Here is an 18,464-nt window from a genome sequence, read left to right as displayed (position 1 = left end):
ACATCCTTGTTTTATTCAGATTCATATACACATATTAAGTAAAAATAGGTCGGCGACGTTAAAGCGCATAGCAAGGCTCAAACAAACCCAACTGCTGCGCCTGATGCACCGCCCCCATCACATCACTATCCGCGATTTCAAATAAAGTTTCTAAATCATCAAGCACATAATAAATGGGCTGGATATGATCAATTCTATAGGGAGTGCGCAGCACATCAATGAGATTAAACTCACGGTAATCGGGCTCGCCGCTTAGCGCATATAGCGTCTCAGAAGGTGAGCTTAAGATCCCGCCGCCATAAATACGTCGATCTACTGGGTCATGTCCCACCAAGCCAAACTCAATGGTAAACCAGTACATACGTGCCAAAAACACCCGCTCTTGAGCAGTGGCTTCAAGGCCTAATTTGCCATAGGTTTCATTAAAAGCGGCAAAGGCTGGGTGAGTTAACAAAGGACAATGGCCGACAATTTCATGAAAAATATCCGGCTCTTGGATGTAATCCATGTCCTGTTTACGGCGAATAAAAGTCGCTACCGGAAACTGCTTATTGGCAAGCAGTTTAAAAAACTTACCAAAGCTTATTAGCGCTGGTACCATAGCGGTGCGCCACCCTGTGGCCTCTAGCAGTACCGCATCAATATCCGGCAGCTGCGGAATGTGAGTGTGCGGCAAGGCCAATTTATCCAGACCTTGTAAATACTCAGGGCAAGCCCGCCCTGGTAGCTGAGTTAACTGACGCTCAAGCAGCGCCTGCCACATTTGATTTTCACAGTCGCTATAAATAATGTGGCCCTGTTCATCTGGCGTGTGCGAGACGTAGGGCTGTTTTGTCGATAACGCAGTGCGTTCCATGCCAGTTATCCTTAATCAAAGGGCGGCTAAAATCACTGTTAACCGCCAACATCTATGTCGTAGCATCCTTGCTGTATATATGCCGCTTAAACTGCAGTGGCCGTATCTTTGTCTGAGGCCCCATCAGCATCAATGGTACCGCGGCGCAGCTGGTCACGCTCAATAGACTCAAACAACGCCTTGAAGTTACCCTCGCCGAAGCCTTCTTCATAATCGCCTTTGCGCTGGATAAACTCAAAGAACACCGGGCTGCCTAAAATGGTCTCAGAGAAAATTTGTAACAGCAGTCTTGGCGTGCCGCCCTCTGTGGTGCCATCGAGTAAGATGCCTCGGGTCTGTAGCTCTGAGACTGTCTCGCCATGCCCAGGTAGACGCTCATCAAGCATTTTGTAATAGGTATCATTGGGCGCTGTCATTAGCGGAATGCCGGCCGCTTTTAGCTGATCGATACTGGCCAATAAGTCATCACTTAGTAGCGCAATGTGCTGAATACCCTCGCCATTAAATTGCATGAGATACTCTTCAATCTGGCCGCCACCTTGACGTGCTTCTTCATTGAGCGGAATGCGGATTTTACCATCAGGCGCCGTCATGGCCTTGCTGGTTAGGCCGGTGTATTCACCTTTGATATCAAAGTAGCGAATTTCACGAAAATTAAAGATACGCTCATAGAAGTCGGCCCAATACGCCATACGACCACGATAGACGTTATGAGTTAAATGGTCGATAACCTTAAAGCCAAAGCCTTTAGGATGCTTGTCCACACCCGGTAAAAACTCAAAATCTACATCATAAATAGAGCTACCTTCCTCAAAGCGGTCAATCAGATAGATAAGCGAGCCGCCAATGCCTTTGATGGCTGGCAACTTAAGCTCCATAACTCCAGTGGGTATCTCAACAGGCTGAGCACCTTGCTCGATGGCACGCTTATAAGCTTGTCGAGAGTCAGCCACTCGAAAGCCCATGCTACAAGCACCCGGCCCATGCTCTTCAACGAAGTAGCTGGCTTGACTTCTTGGCTCTCGGTTTAAAATAAGGTTGATATCGCCTTGACGATACAAGGCCACGTCTTTGGATCTGTGGTTGGCCACATGGGTAAAGCCTAATTTTTCAAAAAGCTCTGCCACCAATGCAGGCTCAGGAGAGGCAAACTCTACGAAGTCAAAACCACGAAGACCCATAGGGTTGTCAAATAAATCTGCCATGCTAAATCATCCTTAATTCATGAAAACTCATATTATTTTGGCCATTACTGGCAAAACTTAATTCATCAATAAAAGTTATTGACGCTGTAATCATATTAGAATAGGTTTATTTATAAGACTAATCGTTTTTTATGATTTATTTATCAGGATTTGTTATGAATATAACTTTGCGTCAATTAAATGCATTTATCCATGTGGCGGAAACTGGCAGTTTTACGCGCGCCAGCGATAAAATGCACCTCACCCAATCTGCAGTCAGTGGGCTGATTAAAGAGCTGGAGAACACCTTAAATGTGGTGCTGTTTGACCGTACTACTCGCCAGCTGTCGCTTTCTGTGGTTGGCCACCATTTATTACCGCAAGCTCGGCGGGTACTCAATGAGCTGACCTTATTCGAAAATGAAGCCTCAAGCTTAACCAGCTTGGCTCAGGGTACAGTACGTCTGGCGGTCTCACAATTTGCCGCCTCATCGATGCCGGCGGTCATTGCTCAATTTGCCAAGCTGTATCCGGAGATTAAGGTGAGTCTGCTTGACTGCTCAGCTGAGGATGTGCTGCAGCATATTGAAAACATCGAGGTGGATTTGGGCGTGGGGGTTGAGCTAAACACCGATCAAAACGATGAAAACCTGAGCGCTGATCTACTATATGAGCTACCGTTTTGTATTGTGTTGCCACAAGCGCATCCGCTGGCCTGTGAGCCTGTGGTGAAATGGGATGATTTATTGGGTCTGCCCCTAATCACGCTCAACGGACCGTTTATTGATCATGTCACCTTAGAGCTCAGCGAGCCTATGGCGCTACAAATCAAGAATGCTGCCTACAAAGTTAACTTTATGTCCACTGCGCTTGAGATGACCCGCCAAGGATTTGGCGTTACGCTATGCCTACCTTATATGCCTGAGGTCATCGACTGGATAAGTGCCAACAACCTAGTGCTCAAGTGCTTGGCTGAGCCGGTTAAATTACGCAAGTTTTATATCTATCAGCGCTCATCACGGGCGCTATCGCCAGCGAGCAAAACTTTCAAATGCTTCTTACAGCATTACTTTGAGGATTACTTCACCAGTCTTGCCAACATAGGTTTTTTATCTCACACACCGACTCAAGACAGCCAATAGAGGGTGTAGCTTCGATGCCATTGATAAAAAAAATTGCACGAAGCATCTTGCAAACTTAATCAATATAAATTACATTATTAGAAACTTATTACTTATATCATAATATATAGCGTAATTTTACACCTCATGCCTATTAATTTACATGCCCATTAATTTATAAGAAAAAGGATTTTCTATGTCTCTTATCGATACTCAGCTTCGCTCTTTTTTGACCATTGCCGCTGATAGCGACTTCTCCATTCACAACCTGCCTTACGGCATCTTTAGTGAGACCAAAGACGGCGTACGCCGCGCCGGTGTGGCCATAGGCGATAAGGTTTTGGATCTGGCAGCCTTAGAAGAGGCCAAGCTTTTGACCTTAACCGGTGGCCCTTATTTTAACAAACCCACTTTAAACGACTTTATTGAATCGGGCCGAGACAATTGGACCGCCGCGCGTAGCCAAGTTCAAAGCCTATTGTCTGCCGAGACTGCCACTTTACGAGACGATGAGCAGCTACAGGCTAAAGTATTGTTTGACCAAAGCAGCGTTTGCCTACATTTGCCGCTTCATGTGCCTGGATATACCGACTTTTATTCCTCAAAAGAGCATGCGACCAATGTCGGCACCATGTTCCGTGATCCAAAAAATGCCTTACTGCCCAACTGGACTGAGCTGCCTGTCGGCTATAACGGCCGCGCCAGCACTATCATCGTCAGTGGTCAAGACGTGGTACGCCCCTCAGGTCAGATCAAACCTAATGCCGATGAACGTCCTATTTTCTCAGCTTGTCGTCGTCTAGATTTTGAGCTTGAAACTGCGTTTGTGGTCGGTAAACCCAATCATATCGGCCAGCCCATCTCTATCGATGACGCTTGGGAGCATATCTTTGGTATGGTACTGCTTAACGACTGGTCAGCTCGTGATATCCAGAAGTGGGAATACGTGCCTTTAGGCCCATTTAATGCCAAGACCTTTGCCTCTTCTATCTCACCGTGGATTGTTACTTTAGATGCCTTAGCGCCGTTTAAGACCGACCTTCCCGTGCAAGAACCGAAACCATTGGCTTACTTACGCGAGCACAATTCAGACACCACCTATGATATCAATCTATCGGTAGAAATTTTGGCAGAAAAAGCCGATGAGCCTACTGTGGTCTGTAACACCAACTTCAAACATATGTATTGGTCGATGGCACAGCAATTAACCCATCACACCATTTCAGGCTGCTCAGTACAAGTGGGCGATTTGATGGGCTCAGGAACCATCTCAGGCCCTACCCCAGACTCATATGGCTCAATGCTTGAGATTGCATGGAATGCGACCAAACCGGTTACCTTAAGCAATGGCGAGACCCGCACCTTCATAGAAGATGGTGATACGGTCATCATGAAAGGCTATAGTGAAAAAGACGGCATCCGAGTCGGTTTTGGCGAGGTACGCGGCACATTACTGCCTGCTTTAGATTTTAAATTTATGAACTAAATACCCAAGAGGTATGCCATCAAAAGGACTTTGATATGAGCTTTGAAATTGAAAAAATTCACCACGTCGCTTATCGCTGTAAGGATGCCAAACAGACCGTTGAGTGGTATGAAAAAAACCTAAATATGAAGTTTGTGCTGGCCTTTGCCGAGGATTATGTGCCCTCCACAAAGGCCTATGACCCATATATGCACATCTTCTTGGATGCAGGTAACGGCAATGTTTTGGCCTTTTTTGAGCTGCCAAACCAGCCTGAGATGGGTGCTGATCCCAATACCCCATTATGGGTTCAGCATTTAGCGCTAAAGGTAAAAGACAGAGCTGCCTTATTGGCCGCCAAGCAGCAGTTAGAGGATAATGGTATTGATGTGCTTGGGGTCACCAATCATGGCATCTTCCACTCCATCTATTTCTTTGATCCCAATGGTCATCGTATTGAGCTGACCTATGATGATGAGACGTCGCCTGAAAAAATAGCCTTGATTACTGAGGAGATGAAAAAGGACATGCTTGAGGAGTGGACGCGTACCAAACGTGCCCCGAGCCATACCCATTTTTTACACGCACAAGAGCTTGCGGCGGTAAAAGACAGCATTCCGGCTGGGGAATAAGTTGATTGATTGATTAATTGGTTAGCTAATTTAACTAACCCACCTAATAGCCACTTCTGTCAAAACAAGCGGTCTTTTGACCGCTTGTTTTGACAGCACTACTGCCCAAAACGATTACAATAAAAACTTGATAAAACCGAGGATTGGTACATACTCTGCACATAAGAAGAATTGCCTAACAGCAGGAACATGATATGACCACCCCTACCCCAGAACTTGATCAGCATAAAAAACAACGCCTAATACAGCAGTATCTGCAAAAACTTATAAAAACCGATCCCACGTTGTATTATTCATCCACAGCAGATATTGCCCATGCTCTATACCCTTTAATAAAAGAACACACCAATCGCATGCCAGTTGATGAGCAAGCTTTATTTAGAAACATCAGTGTGCGTGATATTGAGATGCTGCTCAGCTTTCACTAGTGAGTGTTAACCTCAGCCAATAAAGCATAGCTTAAATGAAGCAGGCGGATATATTCTTAGCCTGCTTTTTTAGGCTTTGGTTTTGAGCTTTGGTTTTGAGCTTCGGCGTCTTTGTTGTTGTTTTGATGTGGTGAACAAAAGTGACATTGCCGCCCAAAATATGCTCACGCTCGGGCCGGCGTGCCTAGCTGTCGCATTAGCACGCCCTTCGATTGAGCGATAGAAAACGCCCATATCATCTTACATTGCCAAGCGCTGTCATGCTGTCTTACAATACTGGGTTTTTAAATATTTATTTTTTTACCTATGCCGGCCAGCCAGATCTGCCGGCCTGATTTAGGATCTCTACGATGTCAAATAACCCCTTCTCAAGCCTTACCCCCGCCTTAGTGTGGCACTACTTTTATGCCTTAACCCAAATTCCGCGTCCCTCTTATGAAGAAGAGGCCGTGCAGCAGTTTGTACTCGATGAAGCGGCCAAACTAGGATTGTGGGCTGAGCGTGACGCAGCCGGTAACGTGCTGGTGCGTAAGCCTGCCACAGCCGGTATGGAGAATGCGCCTGGGGTCATTTTGCAAAACCATCTGGACATGGTCGCCCAAAAAAATGCCGACAGCAGCCACAACTTTAGCACCGATCCTATTGACGCTTATATCGATCCAGAGCTTAATAATGAATGGGTCACCGCCAAGGGCACGACGTTAGGCGCTGACAATGGTATTGGGGCTGCCTCAGCGCTTGCGGTACTGGCCTCCAAGGATATCGAGCATGGTCCGTTAGAAGCTTTATTCACCGCAACCGAAGAAACCGGCATGGACGGGGCCAAAGGCTTGCAAGGCGGCTGGCTACAAGGCAGCTTACTGCTGAATCTTGATACTGAAGAGCTGGGCGACATCTGTATTGGCTGTGCAGGCGGCGTTGATGCCACTTTTACCCTGCCGATTACTTGGCAAACCCCAAAAGCCGCTCAAGCATATCGCTTATCCGTGAAAGGCTTAAAAGGCGGGCATTCAGGGGTGGACATTCATAAACAGCGGGGTAATGCTGCCTTGATTATCTCGCGCTTATTAGACAGCGTAAGCGAACACATCGAAGTGGCGGCTATTAACGCCGGCAATTTACGCAATGCCATTCCTCGTGAAGCTGACGCCGTATTTGTCAGTGACCTTGATGAGTCTGAATTAAATCCGCTTTTAACCACTGAAGTTGACATTATTCGTCGGGGTCTGCCGCTAGAAGATCGCAATATGAGTGTGTCTCTTGAGCGTACCGATATGCCTAAGCAGACTTGGCACAGCGACTCACAGCACACCTTACTTACCGCCATTCGCTTATGCCCCAACGGTGTAGATAGAATGAGCATGGATACCCCCGGCGTGGTAGAAACTTCGGTCAACTTGGCCAAAATTGACACCCAAGACAATCAGTTAGAGCTACAAAGCTTGCTGCGTTCGCTAGATGATGCGGCGCGTGATGATTTAGCTGATAGAATGAAGCGCCTGTTTGAAAGCTTCGGCGCCAAGGTACAATTGGCCGGTGAATACCCAGGCTGGAAACCTGAGCCTGGCGCAGCCGTGATTGATACCGTCATTGAGCAAGGCCGCAAGCTATTGGGTCAAGAGCCGAATGTGACGGTCATTCATGCCGGCTTAGAGTGCGGTTTACTCGGTCAAAACTACCCACAGTGGCAAATGGTATCGTTTGGCCCTACCATTGAAATGCCGCACTCACCCGATGAGCGGGTTAACATTGCCAGTGTGGCTACATTCTGGGACTGGTTGGTATTGGTACTATCGGCTTTAAAATAGCCCCAATCATAACCACCCAGATAACATAAAATCAGAAAAAATGCGACCAGGTGGACGAAAACAGGCCTAAATTTTGGCTGGTGCGCCTAGCATGTTATGATAACTTATCCAAAAAAAGGGGCCTAAGACTGTGCCCCTTTTTTGTTTAACCTGACTTTTTAAAGCCAACTTCGCTATAGAGAGACCCCACATGCAGTTTTTAGGATTTACACTTGATATTGCCACCTTGACCAGCAGTACTGTGCACTTACTGACTCAGGTTGCGCTTGCCATTATTATTTTAGTTATTGGTCGTTGGCTGGCAAGCAAGATTGTTAGGGTGGCGCATGGGATTATGACCCGCAGCCACCTAGATGATACCGTCTCAAGCTTTTTAAGCCGTTTATTACACGGTTTGTTACTGGTGGTGGTGGTGTTAGCCGCCTTAAGTAAGGTTGGGGTACAGACCACTTCTGTTGTGGCTATATTAGGCGGCGCTGCACTGGCTGTGGGTCTGGCGTTAAAAGATCAATTATCTAATTTTGCCGCGGGCATTTTAATTGTGATTTTTCGCCCCTTTGTGCGCGGAGATTATGTCCAAATTAGCAGCTATACCGGCACAGTCACCGACATTACGTTGATTAATACTCATATTACAACCACCAACAATCATGACGTGGTGATTCCAAACAATGACATCAGTACATCAGCGATTATTAATTACACGTCACTACCAAACCGCCGGGTCGATATCACCGTAGGCATCGGCTATGAGGCCAATATCAAGGTTGCCAAAGATATTTTGTTAACCACAGCCAAAGCCAACCCCCTAGCCTTTCAAGACCCTGAGCCTGTGGTACGGGTGACCAATTTGGGCGATAACTCAGTGGACTTGACCTTAAACGTGTGGACCTCAAATGAAAACTGGTGGGCCATGCAGTGCCAGCTGTTAGAAGAATTCAAAGAAGCGCTCGATGCCAATCAAATTGACATCCCCTTCCCGCAGCGTAAAATTCATGTGAGCGGCTTAGACAGCCTGGTTAACAAAGCGTCAGCGGCCAATAGCAAGCCCAACTAACCCGCTTATTTGCCTCCAGATTGTACATTTAAATGCTGCTGCAAATACTGTAGCAGCAATTGCATCTTGGTAGATAGGTGCCGGTTTTGTGGATATACCGCCCATATTCCCTCCTCAGGCTCCCGAAAGTCATCGAGTACACTGATAAGTTTCCCTGAATCAAGATATTTTTGGACATAATAATCTGGCAACTGAACCATACCAATACCCTTTAAGGCAGCATCAACCAAACTATAACCACTGTTATATCGGACGCTGCCACTGACTCGGATGTTGCGCTCACTCTGCGCTTGCTTAAAGTGCCAATAATCCAAACTGCCTAGCAAACAGTTGTGACTAGCCAGCTCAGCTAAAGTTTGCGGCGTACCATAGCGGTCTAAATAATCCGGCGCGGCGCACACAAAATTGGTACGGTGACCGAGCTTTTTTGCCATTAACGTCGAGTCGCTTAGTTTGCCAATACGCACCGCCAGATCATAGCCGCCCTCGACCAAATCTAGCTTTTGATTGCTTAAAAAGGCCGTGACCTTAATATCCGGATACTGTACGATAAAATCATTAATCAAAGGCAACAATTGCTGCTCACCATAGGTCACCGGTGCGGTCAATTTAATCTTACCTTGCGGCTTTGACTGCAAGCTACTAATTGCTTGCTCGGCGGCATCAAGCCCATCAAGTACCCCTCGGCAGTGCTTATAAAACACCTGCCCCTCTTCGGTCAATGAAATCTTGCGGGTGGTGCGATACAACAGCTTAATGTTAAGCCGTTTTTCTAAGGCACTTACCTGCCGACTGACCTGAGCGATAGAAATACCCAGCTCTTTGGCCGCTCGGGTAAAGCTCTCATACTCTGCTACGTACACAAACTCGCTAATACCTTCCCACTTCATCATTATTACCATTATGTAAAAGATATTTGTCAAACCATCATATTATCATCTAATATGAGATAATCTATAATGATTCACATCATTATTCCAACCCCGTTTTCTTACAACGAATAATAAAGAGAGCACAACTATGTCTGATAAATTTATTAAATCAAAAGCAGCCGTCGCTTGGGGCCCAAATGAGCCTTTAAAAATTGAAGAAGTGGATGTCATGCTGCCTCGCAAAGGTGAAGTGTTGATTAAAGTACTTGCCAGCGGCGTGTGTCATACCGATGCTTATACCCTATCAGGTGCCGATCCTGAAGGCGTTTTTCCCGCCATTTTGGGCCATGAAGGTGGCGGTATCGTTGAGCAAGTCGGCGAAGGGGTGACCAGCGTTCAGGTGGGTGACCATGTGATTCCTTTATACACCGCAGAGTGTGGCGTGTGTAAAATGTGTACTTCTGGCAAAACCAACCTTTGCTCAGCCGTACGTGAGACTCAAGGTAAAGGCTTAATGCCCGATGGTACCACCCGCTTTTATAAAGATGGTGAGCCCATTTATCATTATATGGGCTGCTCTACTTTCTCTGAATACACGGTGTTGCCTGAGATTTCACTGGCCAAGGTCAATAAAGATGCGCCGCTTGAAGAAGTGTGCTTACTTGGCTGCGGTGTGACCACTGGTATGGGCGCTGTGATGAATACTGCAAAAGTTGAGAAAGGCTCAACTGTGGCGATTTTTGGTTTGGGCGGTATTGGCTTGGCTGCAGTGATTGGCGCGGTGATGGCAGGCGCGAGCCGCATCATTGGTATCGATGTCAATGAGAGCAAGTTTGAATTGGCCAAAAAACTAGGCGCTACCGATTTAATCAATCCAAAAGACTACGACCACCCTATTCAAGACATCATCATCGAATTAACCGATGGCGGCGTAGATTATTCATTTGAATGTATTGGTAACGTTGATGTGATGCGCTCAGCACTTGAGTGTTGTCATAAAGGCTGGGGCGAGTCGGTTATTATCGGTGTGGCCGGTGCAGGTCAAGAGATCTCTACCCGTCCGTTCCAGTTAGTCACCGGTCGTGTATGGAAAGGCTCTGCCTTTGGCGGCGTCAAAGGCCGTACTGAATTACCCGGCTATGTTGAACGTTACCTGGCAGGTGAAATCCCATTACAAGACTTCATTACGCACACCATGCCCTTAGAGGACATCAATGAAGCATTCGACTTAATGCATGAGGGTAAAAGTATTCGCAGTGTTATTCACTTTGATGCGTTAAAACAGTCTGCCGCTAACAGCTAGCTTTGATTTAGCCGTTACATGAATCAAAAAAAGCAACCGGGGTCATCTACTTTTGGTAGGTGGCCCCTGTTTATTTAAATACCTAAGCCATTGAGTCTTTAATCAATTCCATATAATTGAGCACAGCCTTTATCCTGCACCAAGCTTGACACAAACTGCTGCCATATCTCACTTTTATGGCGTTGCTTGTGCCAAATCATCCACCATACTCGTTGCAAATCAATATCTTTAATCTCAATCTCAATCAGATTGCCCTGTGCCAAGTCCGCCTCAATCACGTGCTGTGATAGACAGCCAAAGCCTATATCAGCTTTGACCATATTCTTGATGGCTTCTGATTGCTGAATGGCCAATACCCGCTCCGTTTGCGGCATATATTGCAGCAACTGCTCATCAATAACCTGCCTTGTCCCTGACCCCGACTCACGTACCAATAGTGGAATTTTGGCCAATTGTTGGGTAGTGAGCTGATAACTGGCCACTTTGTTATCACTGCTATTATTTTCTCGCTTATCTTCAGGGCTTGCCAACCACTGACTGTCCTTTTTAGCAAACACCATTAACTTATCATGGCGCCAGGCTTGTTGTTCAATCAGCTTGCTGTCAGTGGGTCTTGGCCTACCCTCTACCAATGCAATGTCCACTTTTAATTGTTCAACCTCGGCCACCACATCTCGCGTATTACCAATAAAAAACTCTACCTTGGCCTCAGGGCTATTCCCATAAATTTGCTGGATTAAAGCGGGCAGCACATAGTTGCCTATCGTCGTACTCGCACCGATATGAATACGCCCCGCTTGATATTGATGATACTGCTCTAACGTTAAGCATTGGCTCATTATGGCTTGAGCCTGAATGTATATGGCCTCGGCATTGTCACTGCGATGCAAACGCCGCCCTATGCGCTCAAACAATGGCATTTTCAGCCGATCCTCAAGTTCCATGAGCGCACTACTCACCGCTGACTGTGACAAATGTAGCTGCTCACTGGCCGCACTGGTACTACCCGTCTGGTAAATACTGATAAAGACCGACAGCTGTTTTAAAGTGATTTTGGGCAATAAAGCGTGGCCAACTGTTAATGAAATGGCAGTTGTCGACGCATTAGACGTTGAGGCGGGCATGTTTAACACCTTACAAGGTTTATAGACTAAAAATACGGCATCTGTATACGCTAACCTATTTTATCGATAAAAACTATCTAATCAATCTGTTTTATTAATATACAAAAAAGGAATATAGTAATTCTTAAATAGCTTATCTTTCATAGCCATAAGCTTCAGTGCGTCTTTTTTAAACTAAGCGAGCCATCTTATGAGAGCCCATCCTACTACCCCAATTAAAATCCATCCCACTCAGTACAGTCGAGACAATAAAGGCTTATATCGACTGTCTGTGTCTGCTTTATTGAATAAATTGAATCAGATGCTAGGCGGTTATCTGCCAAATAGAAAAAACATATTGGGGCTGCTGATGGTGTTATCTGGCAGCTTAATCAGTATTTGGTTAAATGAGCGCATTCAAGATTGGACTGAGCATAGCGTGCTGGGCTTATCGGCATTAACCTTAGCCATTTTGATAGGTATGGTTCTGGGCAATACCCTCTATCCAAGATTTGCCAACTCTTTGACAGAAGGCGTCACTTTCTGTAAAGCTCAAATACTGCGCTTGGCCATTGTTCTATACGGCTTTAAGATTACCCTGGCGCAAGTGGTGAGTGTCGGCGGCGGCGCCATCGCCACTGATGCTTTGGTATTAAGCTCTACCTTTATGATGACCTACTTACTGGGTACCAAAGTCTTAAAAATGGATCGAACCACCACCATGCTGATTGGTTCAGGCGCGAGTATTTGCGGGGCAGCAGCAGTCATTGCAGCAGAACCGGTACTCAAAGCAGAGTCGCATAAAGTGACCATCGCTGTGGCTACTGTAGTGGTGTTTGGCACTTTATCTATGCTGCTGTATCCACTGCTGTACCAGATGGGCTGGCTTGCAGGTATTATTGATCCTCAGCACTATGGCGTCTATATCGGCTCCACCATTCACGAAGTGGCGCAGGTGGTGGTTGCCGGTAATGCCATCAGCCCTGAAGTCGGCAATACAGCAGTGGTTACTAAAATGATTCGGGTAATGATGCTGGCCCCATTTTTACTGCTGCTATCTGTATTTGTCACCTCAGTAGATACGGCAGCTCAAAGCACAGCAATATCCTCTACACATCAGCCCAGCAAGATACAGCTTATATTACAGCGTTTCAAAAGTATTCAGGTGCCTTGGTTTGCCTTTGTATTTTTGGCCATGGTTGGCATCAACTCTTTGCTCAGCTTATTACCAGGCTCCGCTGCTCCTGTGGTACAAAGCGCTACTCAAGCTATGATACATCTGGATAATCTGCTACTCACTATGGCTATGTTTGCACTGGGCCTGACCACTCATTTTAGCGCCATTAAAAAAGCGGGCATTAAGCCTTTAGTCTTAGCAGCAGTTATGTTTATTTGGCTTATCTTAGGTGGCGCGGCTATTAATATAGTGATGACTCAGATTAGTTAAAGTTAAGCGATCTAACCTGTGGTTTATTGTTCATTTAGATAGAGGAAGTCAGACTACCAAGTTTAAATGCACAGATTTGACAGCAGGGGTTACAAAAGAGTTTATGCTATAAATCGCCAAGACAGGTATGGTTTGATTATTATCGTCAAGCTGGGCAATTAAAATCTCTCAAGTTTAGTTCTACAGATTTGATGGCAGGGCCTCTAACCTTTAAAACATTTAATGATAGGCTCATATAGCTTATAATACGCCCTACTCTTTAGCGCATAGCCTGCTTTTATCCTCTATTAATACGTATATTAAAGCCACAATTGGCCAATAATTGTGGCTGTCTCAAGTATAGGTAATCACATGACTCAATCAAATCAAATCGCTCCTGCTCCTCGCGCCCCAGAGCTACTTTGCCCTGCGGGTACATTCAAAAATATGCAGTATGCTTTTGCTTACGGTGCCGATGCGGTTTATGCCGGGCAGGCACGTTATAGTCTGCGCGTGCGTAACAATGATTTTGATGAAGACAATTTGCGCCGTGGTATTGAGTATGCACACAGCTTGGGCAAGAAGTTTTATGTGGTGGTCAATATCCAAGCCCATAATGCTAAGCTTAAGACCTTTATCGAGGACATCCGTCCTGTGATTGAGATGAAACCTGATGCACTGATTATGTCCGATGCCGGCATGATTATGATGGTGCGTGAACATTTCCCTGATATAGAAATCCACTTATCCGTACAGGCCAATGCGGTTAACTGGGCTACTGTTAAGTTCTGGAAGCAAATGGGGGTAAGCCGCGTTATCGTCTCACGCGAGCTATCATTAAAGGAGATTAAGCAAATCATCGATGAAGTGCCAGGCATGGAGATTGAAGTTTTTGTCCATGGCGCATTATGCATGGCCTACTCTGGTCGCTGTCTGCTATCCGGCTATATCAACAAACGTGATGCCAACCAAGGCACCTGCACCAATGCTTGCCGCTGGAGCTACAATACTTATAAAGCTCAAGAAAATGAAACGGGAGATATTGTACCAGTACAAACCTTCAACCCATCTCAGCAAATCGACACTGTTAATTTAAATGGTGACGTGGTTATGGGCGATGACTATGTCCAAGCGCCAAGCGATGAGGTCGTGTTGCTAGAAGAGCAAAACCGTCCAGGTGAGTTAATGGCCATGTACGAAGATGAGCATGGTACCTATATCATGAATTCTAAAGACTTACGAGCGGTAGAGTTGGTGCCTGAGCTGACTCAAATGGGCGTACATTCTTTAAAAATTGAGGGTCGAACCAAGTCGCATTATTATGTGGCTCGCACCGCTCAGGTATACCGTCAAGCCATTGATGATGAGGTGGCGGGTAAGCCTTTTGATGAGTCATTGATCGGTGCTTTAGATGGGTTAGCCAACCGTGGTTACACCGAAGGCTTCTTACGTCGTCATGTCCACAGCGATTATCAAAACTACGAATATGGTGCTTCAAAAACAGATCAACAGCAGTTTGTGGCCGAAGTCATCGACATCAGTGCTGAGCGTCTAACGCTTGAGATTAAAAATAAGCTTGAGGTCGGCGACACCATCGAGATTATGACCCCACAAGGCAATGTTACCTATACGCTTGAGCAGATGTGGGACAAAAAAGGCAATTCGATTGAGGCGGCTTTAGGGTCAGGTTGGGTGGCCCAGATTAGTAACCCCTTTAAAGAGATGGACAAGGACACTTTGCAATTTGCGTTGGTCATGAAAAACGTAAAGCAGGCCATTTTCAGCTAATATCTATTCGCTGTTAGTCTATGGTTGCCGTTATCTTAGTCGTTACCAATGAGTCGTTACTGATTTAGATATGATTAATTAGTAGACGCTACTGATTTAGATACGAATAATATCGCCCGTCCGCTTACGCTAAAACCTGTCAAAAAGACAAATGTTTTATCGGTTTTAGCGTAAGCTTTTAGATAGTATACTAACGCACCACTTATTTCACACTTAAACCCACCTTTGACGCCAACCAATAGACCCTTGATAATGCCTATCCCCCAGTCGTATTACCTCAAAGCTTTCAATATCCTACTGTTTATCACCGGGCTTATTTTAGTAATAGACTGTGCCATTTTAATTGCCGCTGACAAAATTAACTTTGGCACCCTAGTCCCTTTTGTGCTGGGTCTGATATTTATCATTCATGCCGTATTTTGGCATAAGATAAAAGCCAAGCTACAGGTAAGTAAACACTGGCGTATGGTTTGGAAGCTGCTGTGGGCAATATTTGTCCTGTGGCTGATAAGCTTTATTGTATTTGCCTTTTCATTGCACAAAAATATTAAGCAAGTTGACCAACCGTATGAGACAGTGGCGGCCATTATCGTACTTGGGGGCGGTATTCAAGATGGTTTGCCCACCCCCACTTTGGCCAGTCGCTTAGACGCCGCTGCTCCCTTAATAAAGGAACAACCCCAGGCGGTGGTCATCACCAGCGGCGGCATCGGCATGGGTGAGATACGCAGTGAAGGTGAGGCCATGGCCCGCTATCTGTACGCGCTTTATGGCATCCCACTTGAGCACATTCAGCAAGAAAAAAACAGCACCAGTACTGAGGAGAATTTCTTGTTTAGTCAGCAGATTTTGACCGAGCAAGGCATCTCTTTAAATGACCCAATTGCTGTGGTGACCAGTGACTTCCACATCCCGCGCTCGCTGGCCATCGCTGAGCATCAAGGCTACACCAATCTGGTGGCACTTGCCAGCACCACCCCGCTCTCGATACGTTACAACTCTTGGTTTCGAGAGTATTTTGCCTACATCAGTGGTTGGCTGTTGGGCGAATATTAAACTTAAGCCGGTTTGGTTGATAAAAAAGGAGACGCCCTATGGCTTTAAAAATCACCTCTGAGTGTATCAACTGTGATATCTGTGAGCCTGAATGCCCCAATGAAGCCATCAGTTATGATCAAAAGGGGCAAAAGACCTATGTCATTGACCCCAGTCTGTGTACCGAATGCGTGGGCTTTTATGACGAGCCGACCTGCGATAAGGTATGCCCCATTGACTGTATCATCCCTGACCCTGATCGTATTGAAACTAAAGAGCAGCTGCTGCAAAAACATCAAAACATTTGGGCACAATAATAAAAGATACGCCTTTATCCACAAATAAAAAGGCGTCTATAAGACGCCTTTTTTTATTGAAAACTAAAATAGGTTTTTAGGGTAAGCGGTTAATGACAACCCTTAACCTTAAAAAGCTTGCGATAAGGCAGATAGGGCACCGCGCAACATGGCAGATACTGTACTGGTGTGGGTGCCAATACCTGAGTAAATCTCGCCATCCACGTTGAGCTGAATATAAGCTGCCGCTGTGGCATTGGTCTTATCGCTGGTGGTATCCTCATCCTCACTCATATTGGCCACAGGCTGAGTCATGGCATGCTCTGAGTAATTAATAATATGCAGCTTCTTGCCTGTATGACGTGCAACCCCATCAATAAATGACGACAACGGACCATTACCTTTGCCGGAGATTTCAACGGTTTCGCCATTGATAATCACTTGCCCGCTAAACTCAACGTCACCGCCTTTGTTATTCACGCTATGATCTAATAGCTCAAAGCCTGAATTATGTAGATAAGTGGACTCAAAGGCTTCTAAGATTTCCTCATTTTTGAGCTCACGCGCTGCCTCTTCCGCTTTTTGCTGTACTACGCGGCTAAAGTCAATTTGCATCCAGCGCGGCAAGTTAAAGCCATAGTTGCGCTGTAGAATATAAGCCACGCCCCCTTTACCAGACTGACTGTTAATGCGCACCACATCTTGATAACTGCGGCCAATATGAGCGGGATCAATCGGTAAGTAGGCCACATCCCAGATATTTTGAGTGGCATCGCTGTTTTTCTCATTGTAATCAAGTGACTTTTTAATCGCATCTTGGTGCGAGCCACTAAAGGCGGTAAACACCAACTCGCCCACATAAGGATGGCGTGGATGCACCGGCAAGTTATTGCACTCACTGACCACTTGCACAATGCGGCTCATGTCACTTAGATCAAGCTCAGGATCAACGCCTTGACTATATAAGTTCATGGCCATAATCATAATATCCATGTTACCGGTACGCTCGCCGTTACCAAGTAGTGTGCCCTCGATGCGATCGGCGCCGGCCAACACCCCAAGCTCAGCGGCGGCCACTGCACTACCACGGTCATTGTGGGTGTGCAAGCTGATGATTACATGCTCGCGGTTTTTTATGTTACGGCAAAAGTACTCGACTTGATCGGCATAGACGTTTGGCATGGATGACTCAACCGTAGCTGGCAAGTTGATGATCACCGCTTGGCCCTCTTCAGGCTTCCACACCTCGTTAACCGCATCCACCACTTGCACCGCATAATCGGGTTCAGTTTGGCTAAAGCTTTCTGGTGAATACTCAAACACCCATTCTGTTTCAGGATGCTTGGCGGCATGGTCTTGCAGCATTTTTGCGCCTTCTATCGCAATTTGCTTAATCTGCTCAAGGTCTTTGGCATAAACCTTATCACGTTGCACGCGGCTGGTAGAGTTGTACACATGGACCACAGCGCGGCGTACGCCTTTTAGCGCCTCAAAGGTGCGTTCAATTAAATGCTCACGTGCCTGCACCAATACCTGAATGGTCACATCCTCTGGAATATGTCCTTCCTCGATAAGCTTACGTGCAAAGTCAAATTCCACTTGCGCAGCTGATGGAAACCCGATTTCAATTTCTTTAAAGCCCACTTCGACCAGCAGTTTAAAGAACTGCATCTTTTGTTCGATGGTCATAGGATCAATCAGAGCTTGGTTACCATCACGTAAATCCACACTGGCCCAAATCGGCGCTTTTTCAATGGTCTTATTTGGCCATGTGCGATCAGATAAGTTGGGTGCAAAAGCAAAAGGTTGGTATTTACGAAAATCAAACGCGTCAAACTTAGGCTTTACCTTAGGTTCCACTCGGGTTGATTGGCTAGTAACTTGGCTCATGGGGTGCCCTCTTTGGTCGATTGTTTTTTATCACATTGATTTTGGTTAATGTTAATGGGTTTATATCCATACCCTTAAAATTGATTTGGCATAACAAGCTGACTTTGCACAAACCATCTACTTTTTAGACGCGCTTATCAGCGTCTTAAGTCTATGCTACTTCTTTAAGTCTATCAAGAACATAGATACTTTCGCCAGCT

Annotated in this window: 16 protein-coding genes; 11 read left to right on the top strand and 5 right to left on the bottom strand. The window is 45.9% G+C overall.

The features are described 5' to 3' along the window. Positions 1–58: 58 nt before the first annotated feature. Positions 59–856 carry a phenylalanine 4-monooxygenase gene (phhA, locus tag MN210_RS05725; protein ID WP_338412719.1) on the bottom strand — a complete coding sequence of 266 codons (798 nt, stop codon included), beginning with the start codon at positions 854–856 and terminating at the stop codon, positions 59–61. An 86-nt stretch (positions 857–942) separates the two neighbouring features. After that, the gene (gene hppD, locus MN210_RS05720) at positions 943–2,061 is read right to left on the bottom strand and encodes a 4-hydroxyphenylpyruvate dioxygenase (RefSeq protein ID WP_011960306.1); all 1,119 of its coding nucleotides are present in this window, start codon (positions 2,059–2,061) and stop codon (positions 943–945) included. A gap of 155 nt (positions 2,062–2,216) precedes the next feature. Between hppD and MN210_RS05715 the strand changes: the two genes are divergently transcribed. The 6 genes from MN210_RS05715 to MN210_RS05690 all read left to right on the top strand — a co-directional run bounded on the left by MN210_RS05715 (position 2,217) and on the right by MN210_RS05690 (position 8,551). Beyond that, a complete protein-coding gene (locus MN210_RS05715) occupies positions 2,217–3,182 on the top strand; it encodes a LysR family transcriptional regulator (protein WP_011960305.1) in 966 nt (321 codons plus the stop codon). Between the two features lie 184 nt (positions 3,183–3,366). After that, the gene (gene fahA / locus MN210_RS05710) at positions 3,367–4,647 is read left to right on the top strand and encodes a fumarylacetoacetase (protein ID WP_338412826.1); all 1,281 of its coding nucleotides are present in this window, start codon (positions 3,367–3,369) and stop codon (positions 4,645–4,647) included. A gap of 35 nt (positions 4,648–4,682) precedes the next feature. Further along, positions 4,683–5,258, top strand: coding sequence for a VOC family protein (locus MN210_RS05705; RefSeq protein WP_201545473.1), 576 nt, complete (start codon positions 4,683–4,685; stop codon positions 5,256–5,258). 194 nt (positions 5,259–5,452) lie between these two features. Beyond that, positions 5,453–5,686, top strand: coding sequence for a hypothetical protein (locus tag MN210_RS05700; protein ID WP_011960302.1), 234 nt, complete (start codon positions 5,453–5,455; stop codon positions 5,684–5,686). Between the two features lie 350 nt (positions 5,687–6,036). Next, a complete protein-coding gene (locus MN210_RS05695; protein WP_338412718.1) occupies positions 6,037–7,494 on the top strand; it encodes an aminoacyl-histidine dipeptidase in 1,458 nt (485 codons plus the stop codon). 190 nt (positions 7,495–7,684) lie between these two features. Further along, the gene (locus MN210_RS05690) at positions 7,685–8,551 is read left to right on the top strand and encodes a mechanosensitive ion channel family protein (RefSeq protein ID WP_110816485.1); all 867 of its coding nucleotides are present in this window, start codon (positions 7,685–7,687) and stop codon (positions 8,549–8,551) included. A 5-nt stretch (positions 8,552–8,556) separates the two neighbouring features. Here the strand turns inward: MN210_RS05690 and MN210_RS05685 are convergent, their stop codons facing one another. Continuing rightward, positions 8,557–9,441 carry a LysR family transcriptional regulator gene (locus MN210_RS05685; RefSeq protein ID WP_041773305.1) on the bottom strand — a complete coding sequence of 295 codons (885 nt, stop codon included), beginning with the start codon at positions 9,439–9,441 and terminating at the stop codon, positions 8,557–8,559. Positions 9,442–9,571: 130 nt separating this feature from the next. Between MN210_RS05685 and MN210_RS05680 the strand changes: the two genes are divergently transcribed. Continuing rightward, on the top strand, positions 9,572–10,726 hold the full coding sequence (locus MN210_RS05680) for an S-(hydroxymethyl)glutathione dehydrogenase/class III alcohol dehydrogenase (protein ID WP_011960298.1): 1,155 nt from the start codon (positions 9,572–9,574) through the stop codon (positions 10,724–10,726). Between the two features lie 98 nt (positions 10,727–10,824). Here MN210_RS05680 and MN210_RS05675 read toward each other — a convergent pair whose 3' ends face one another. Continuing rightward, on the bottom strand, positions 10,825–11,850 hold the full coding sequence (locus tag MN210_RS05675; RefSeq protein WP_241879472.1) for a LysR substrate-binding domain-containing protein: 1,026 nt from the start codon (positions 11,848–11,850) through the stop codon (positions 10,825–10,827). 190 nt (positions 11,851–12,040) lie between these two features. On the opposite strand from MN210_RS05675, the gene MN210_RS05670 reads away from it, so the two are divergent. The 4 genes from MN210_RS05670 to MN210_RS05655 all read left to right on the top strand — a co-directional run bounded on the left by MN210_RS05670 (position 12,041) and on the right by MN210_RS05655 (position 16,395). Next, a complete protein-coding gene (locus MN210_RS05670; protein ID WP_241879471.1) occupies positions 12,041–13,276 on the top strand; it encodes a YeiH family protein in 1,236 nt (411 codons plus the stop codon). Between the two features lie 351 nt (positions 13,277–13,627). Then, positions 13,628–15,043 (top strand): prephenate-dependent tRNA uridine(34) hydroxylase TrhP, encoded by a 1,416-nt coding sequence (trhP, locus tag MN210_RS05665; RefSeq protein ID WP_241879470.1) that lies wholly within the window; start codon positions 13,628–13,630, stop codon positions 15,041–15,043. Between the two features lie 252 nt (positions 15,044–15,295). Continuing rightward, positions 15,296–16,099 carry a YdcF family protein gene (locus tag MN210_RS05660; protein ID WP_011960291.1) on the top strand — a complete coding sequence of 268 codons (804 nt, stop codon included), beginning with the start codon at positions 15,296–15,298 and terminating at the stop codon, positions 16,097–16,099. A 38-nt stretch (positions 16,100–16,137) separates the two neighbouring features. After that, on the top strand, positions 16,138–16,395 hold the full coding sequence (locus MN210_RS05655; protein WP_011960290.1) for a YfhL family 4Fe-4S dicluster ferredoxin: 258 nt from the start codon (positions 16,138–16,140) through the stop codon (positions 16,393–16,395). Positions 16,396–16,503: 108 nt separating this feature from the next. Here the strand turns inward: MN210_RS05655 and leuA are convergent, their stop codons facing one another. Further along, complete coding sequence (gene leuA / locus MN210_RS05650; protein ID WP_011960289.1) at positions 16,504–18,264, bottom strand: 2-isopropylmalate synthase; 1,761 nt, start codon at positions 18,262–18,264, stop codon at positions 16,504–16,506. Positions 18,265–18,464: the final 200 nt, after the last annotated feature.

Origin of the sequence: Psychrobacter raelei (assembly GCF_022631235.3) — a bacterium.
Classification (GTDB): domain Bacteria; phylum Pseudomonadota; class Gammaproteobacteria; order Pseudomonadales; family Moraxellaceae; genus Psychrobacter; species Psychrobacter raelei.
The sequence above is the reverse complement of the archived record's forward strand: the minus strand, read 5'-3'. Positions and strand labels throughout refer to the sequence as shown.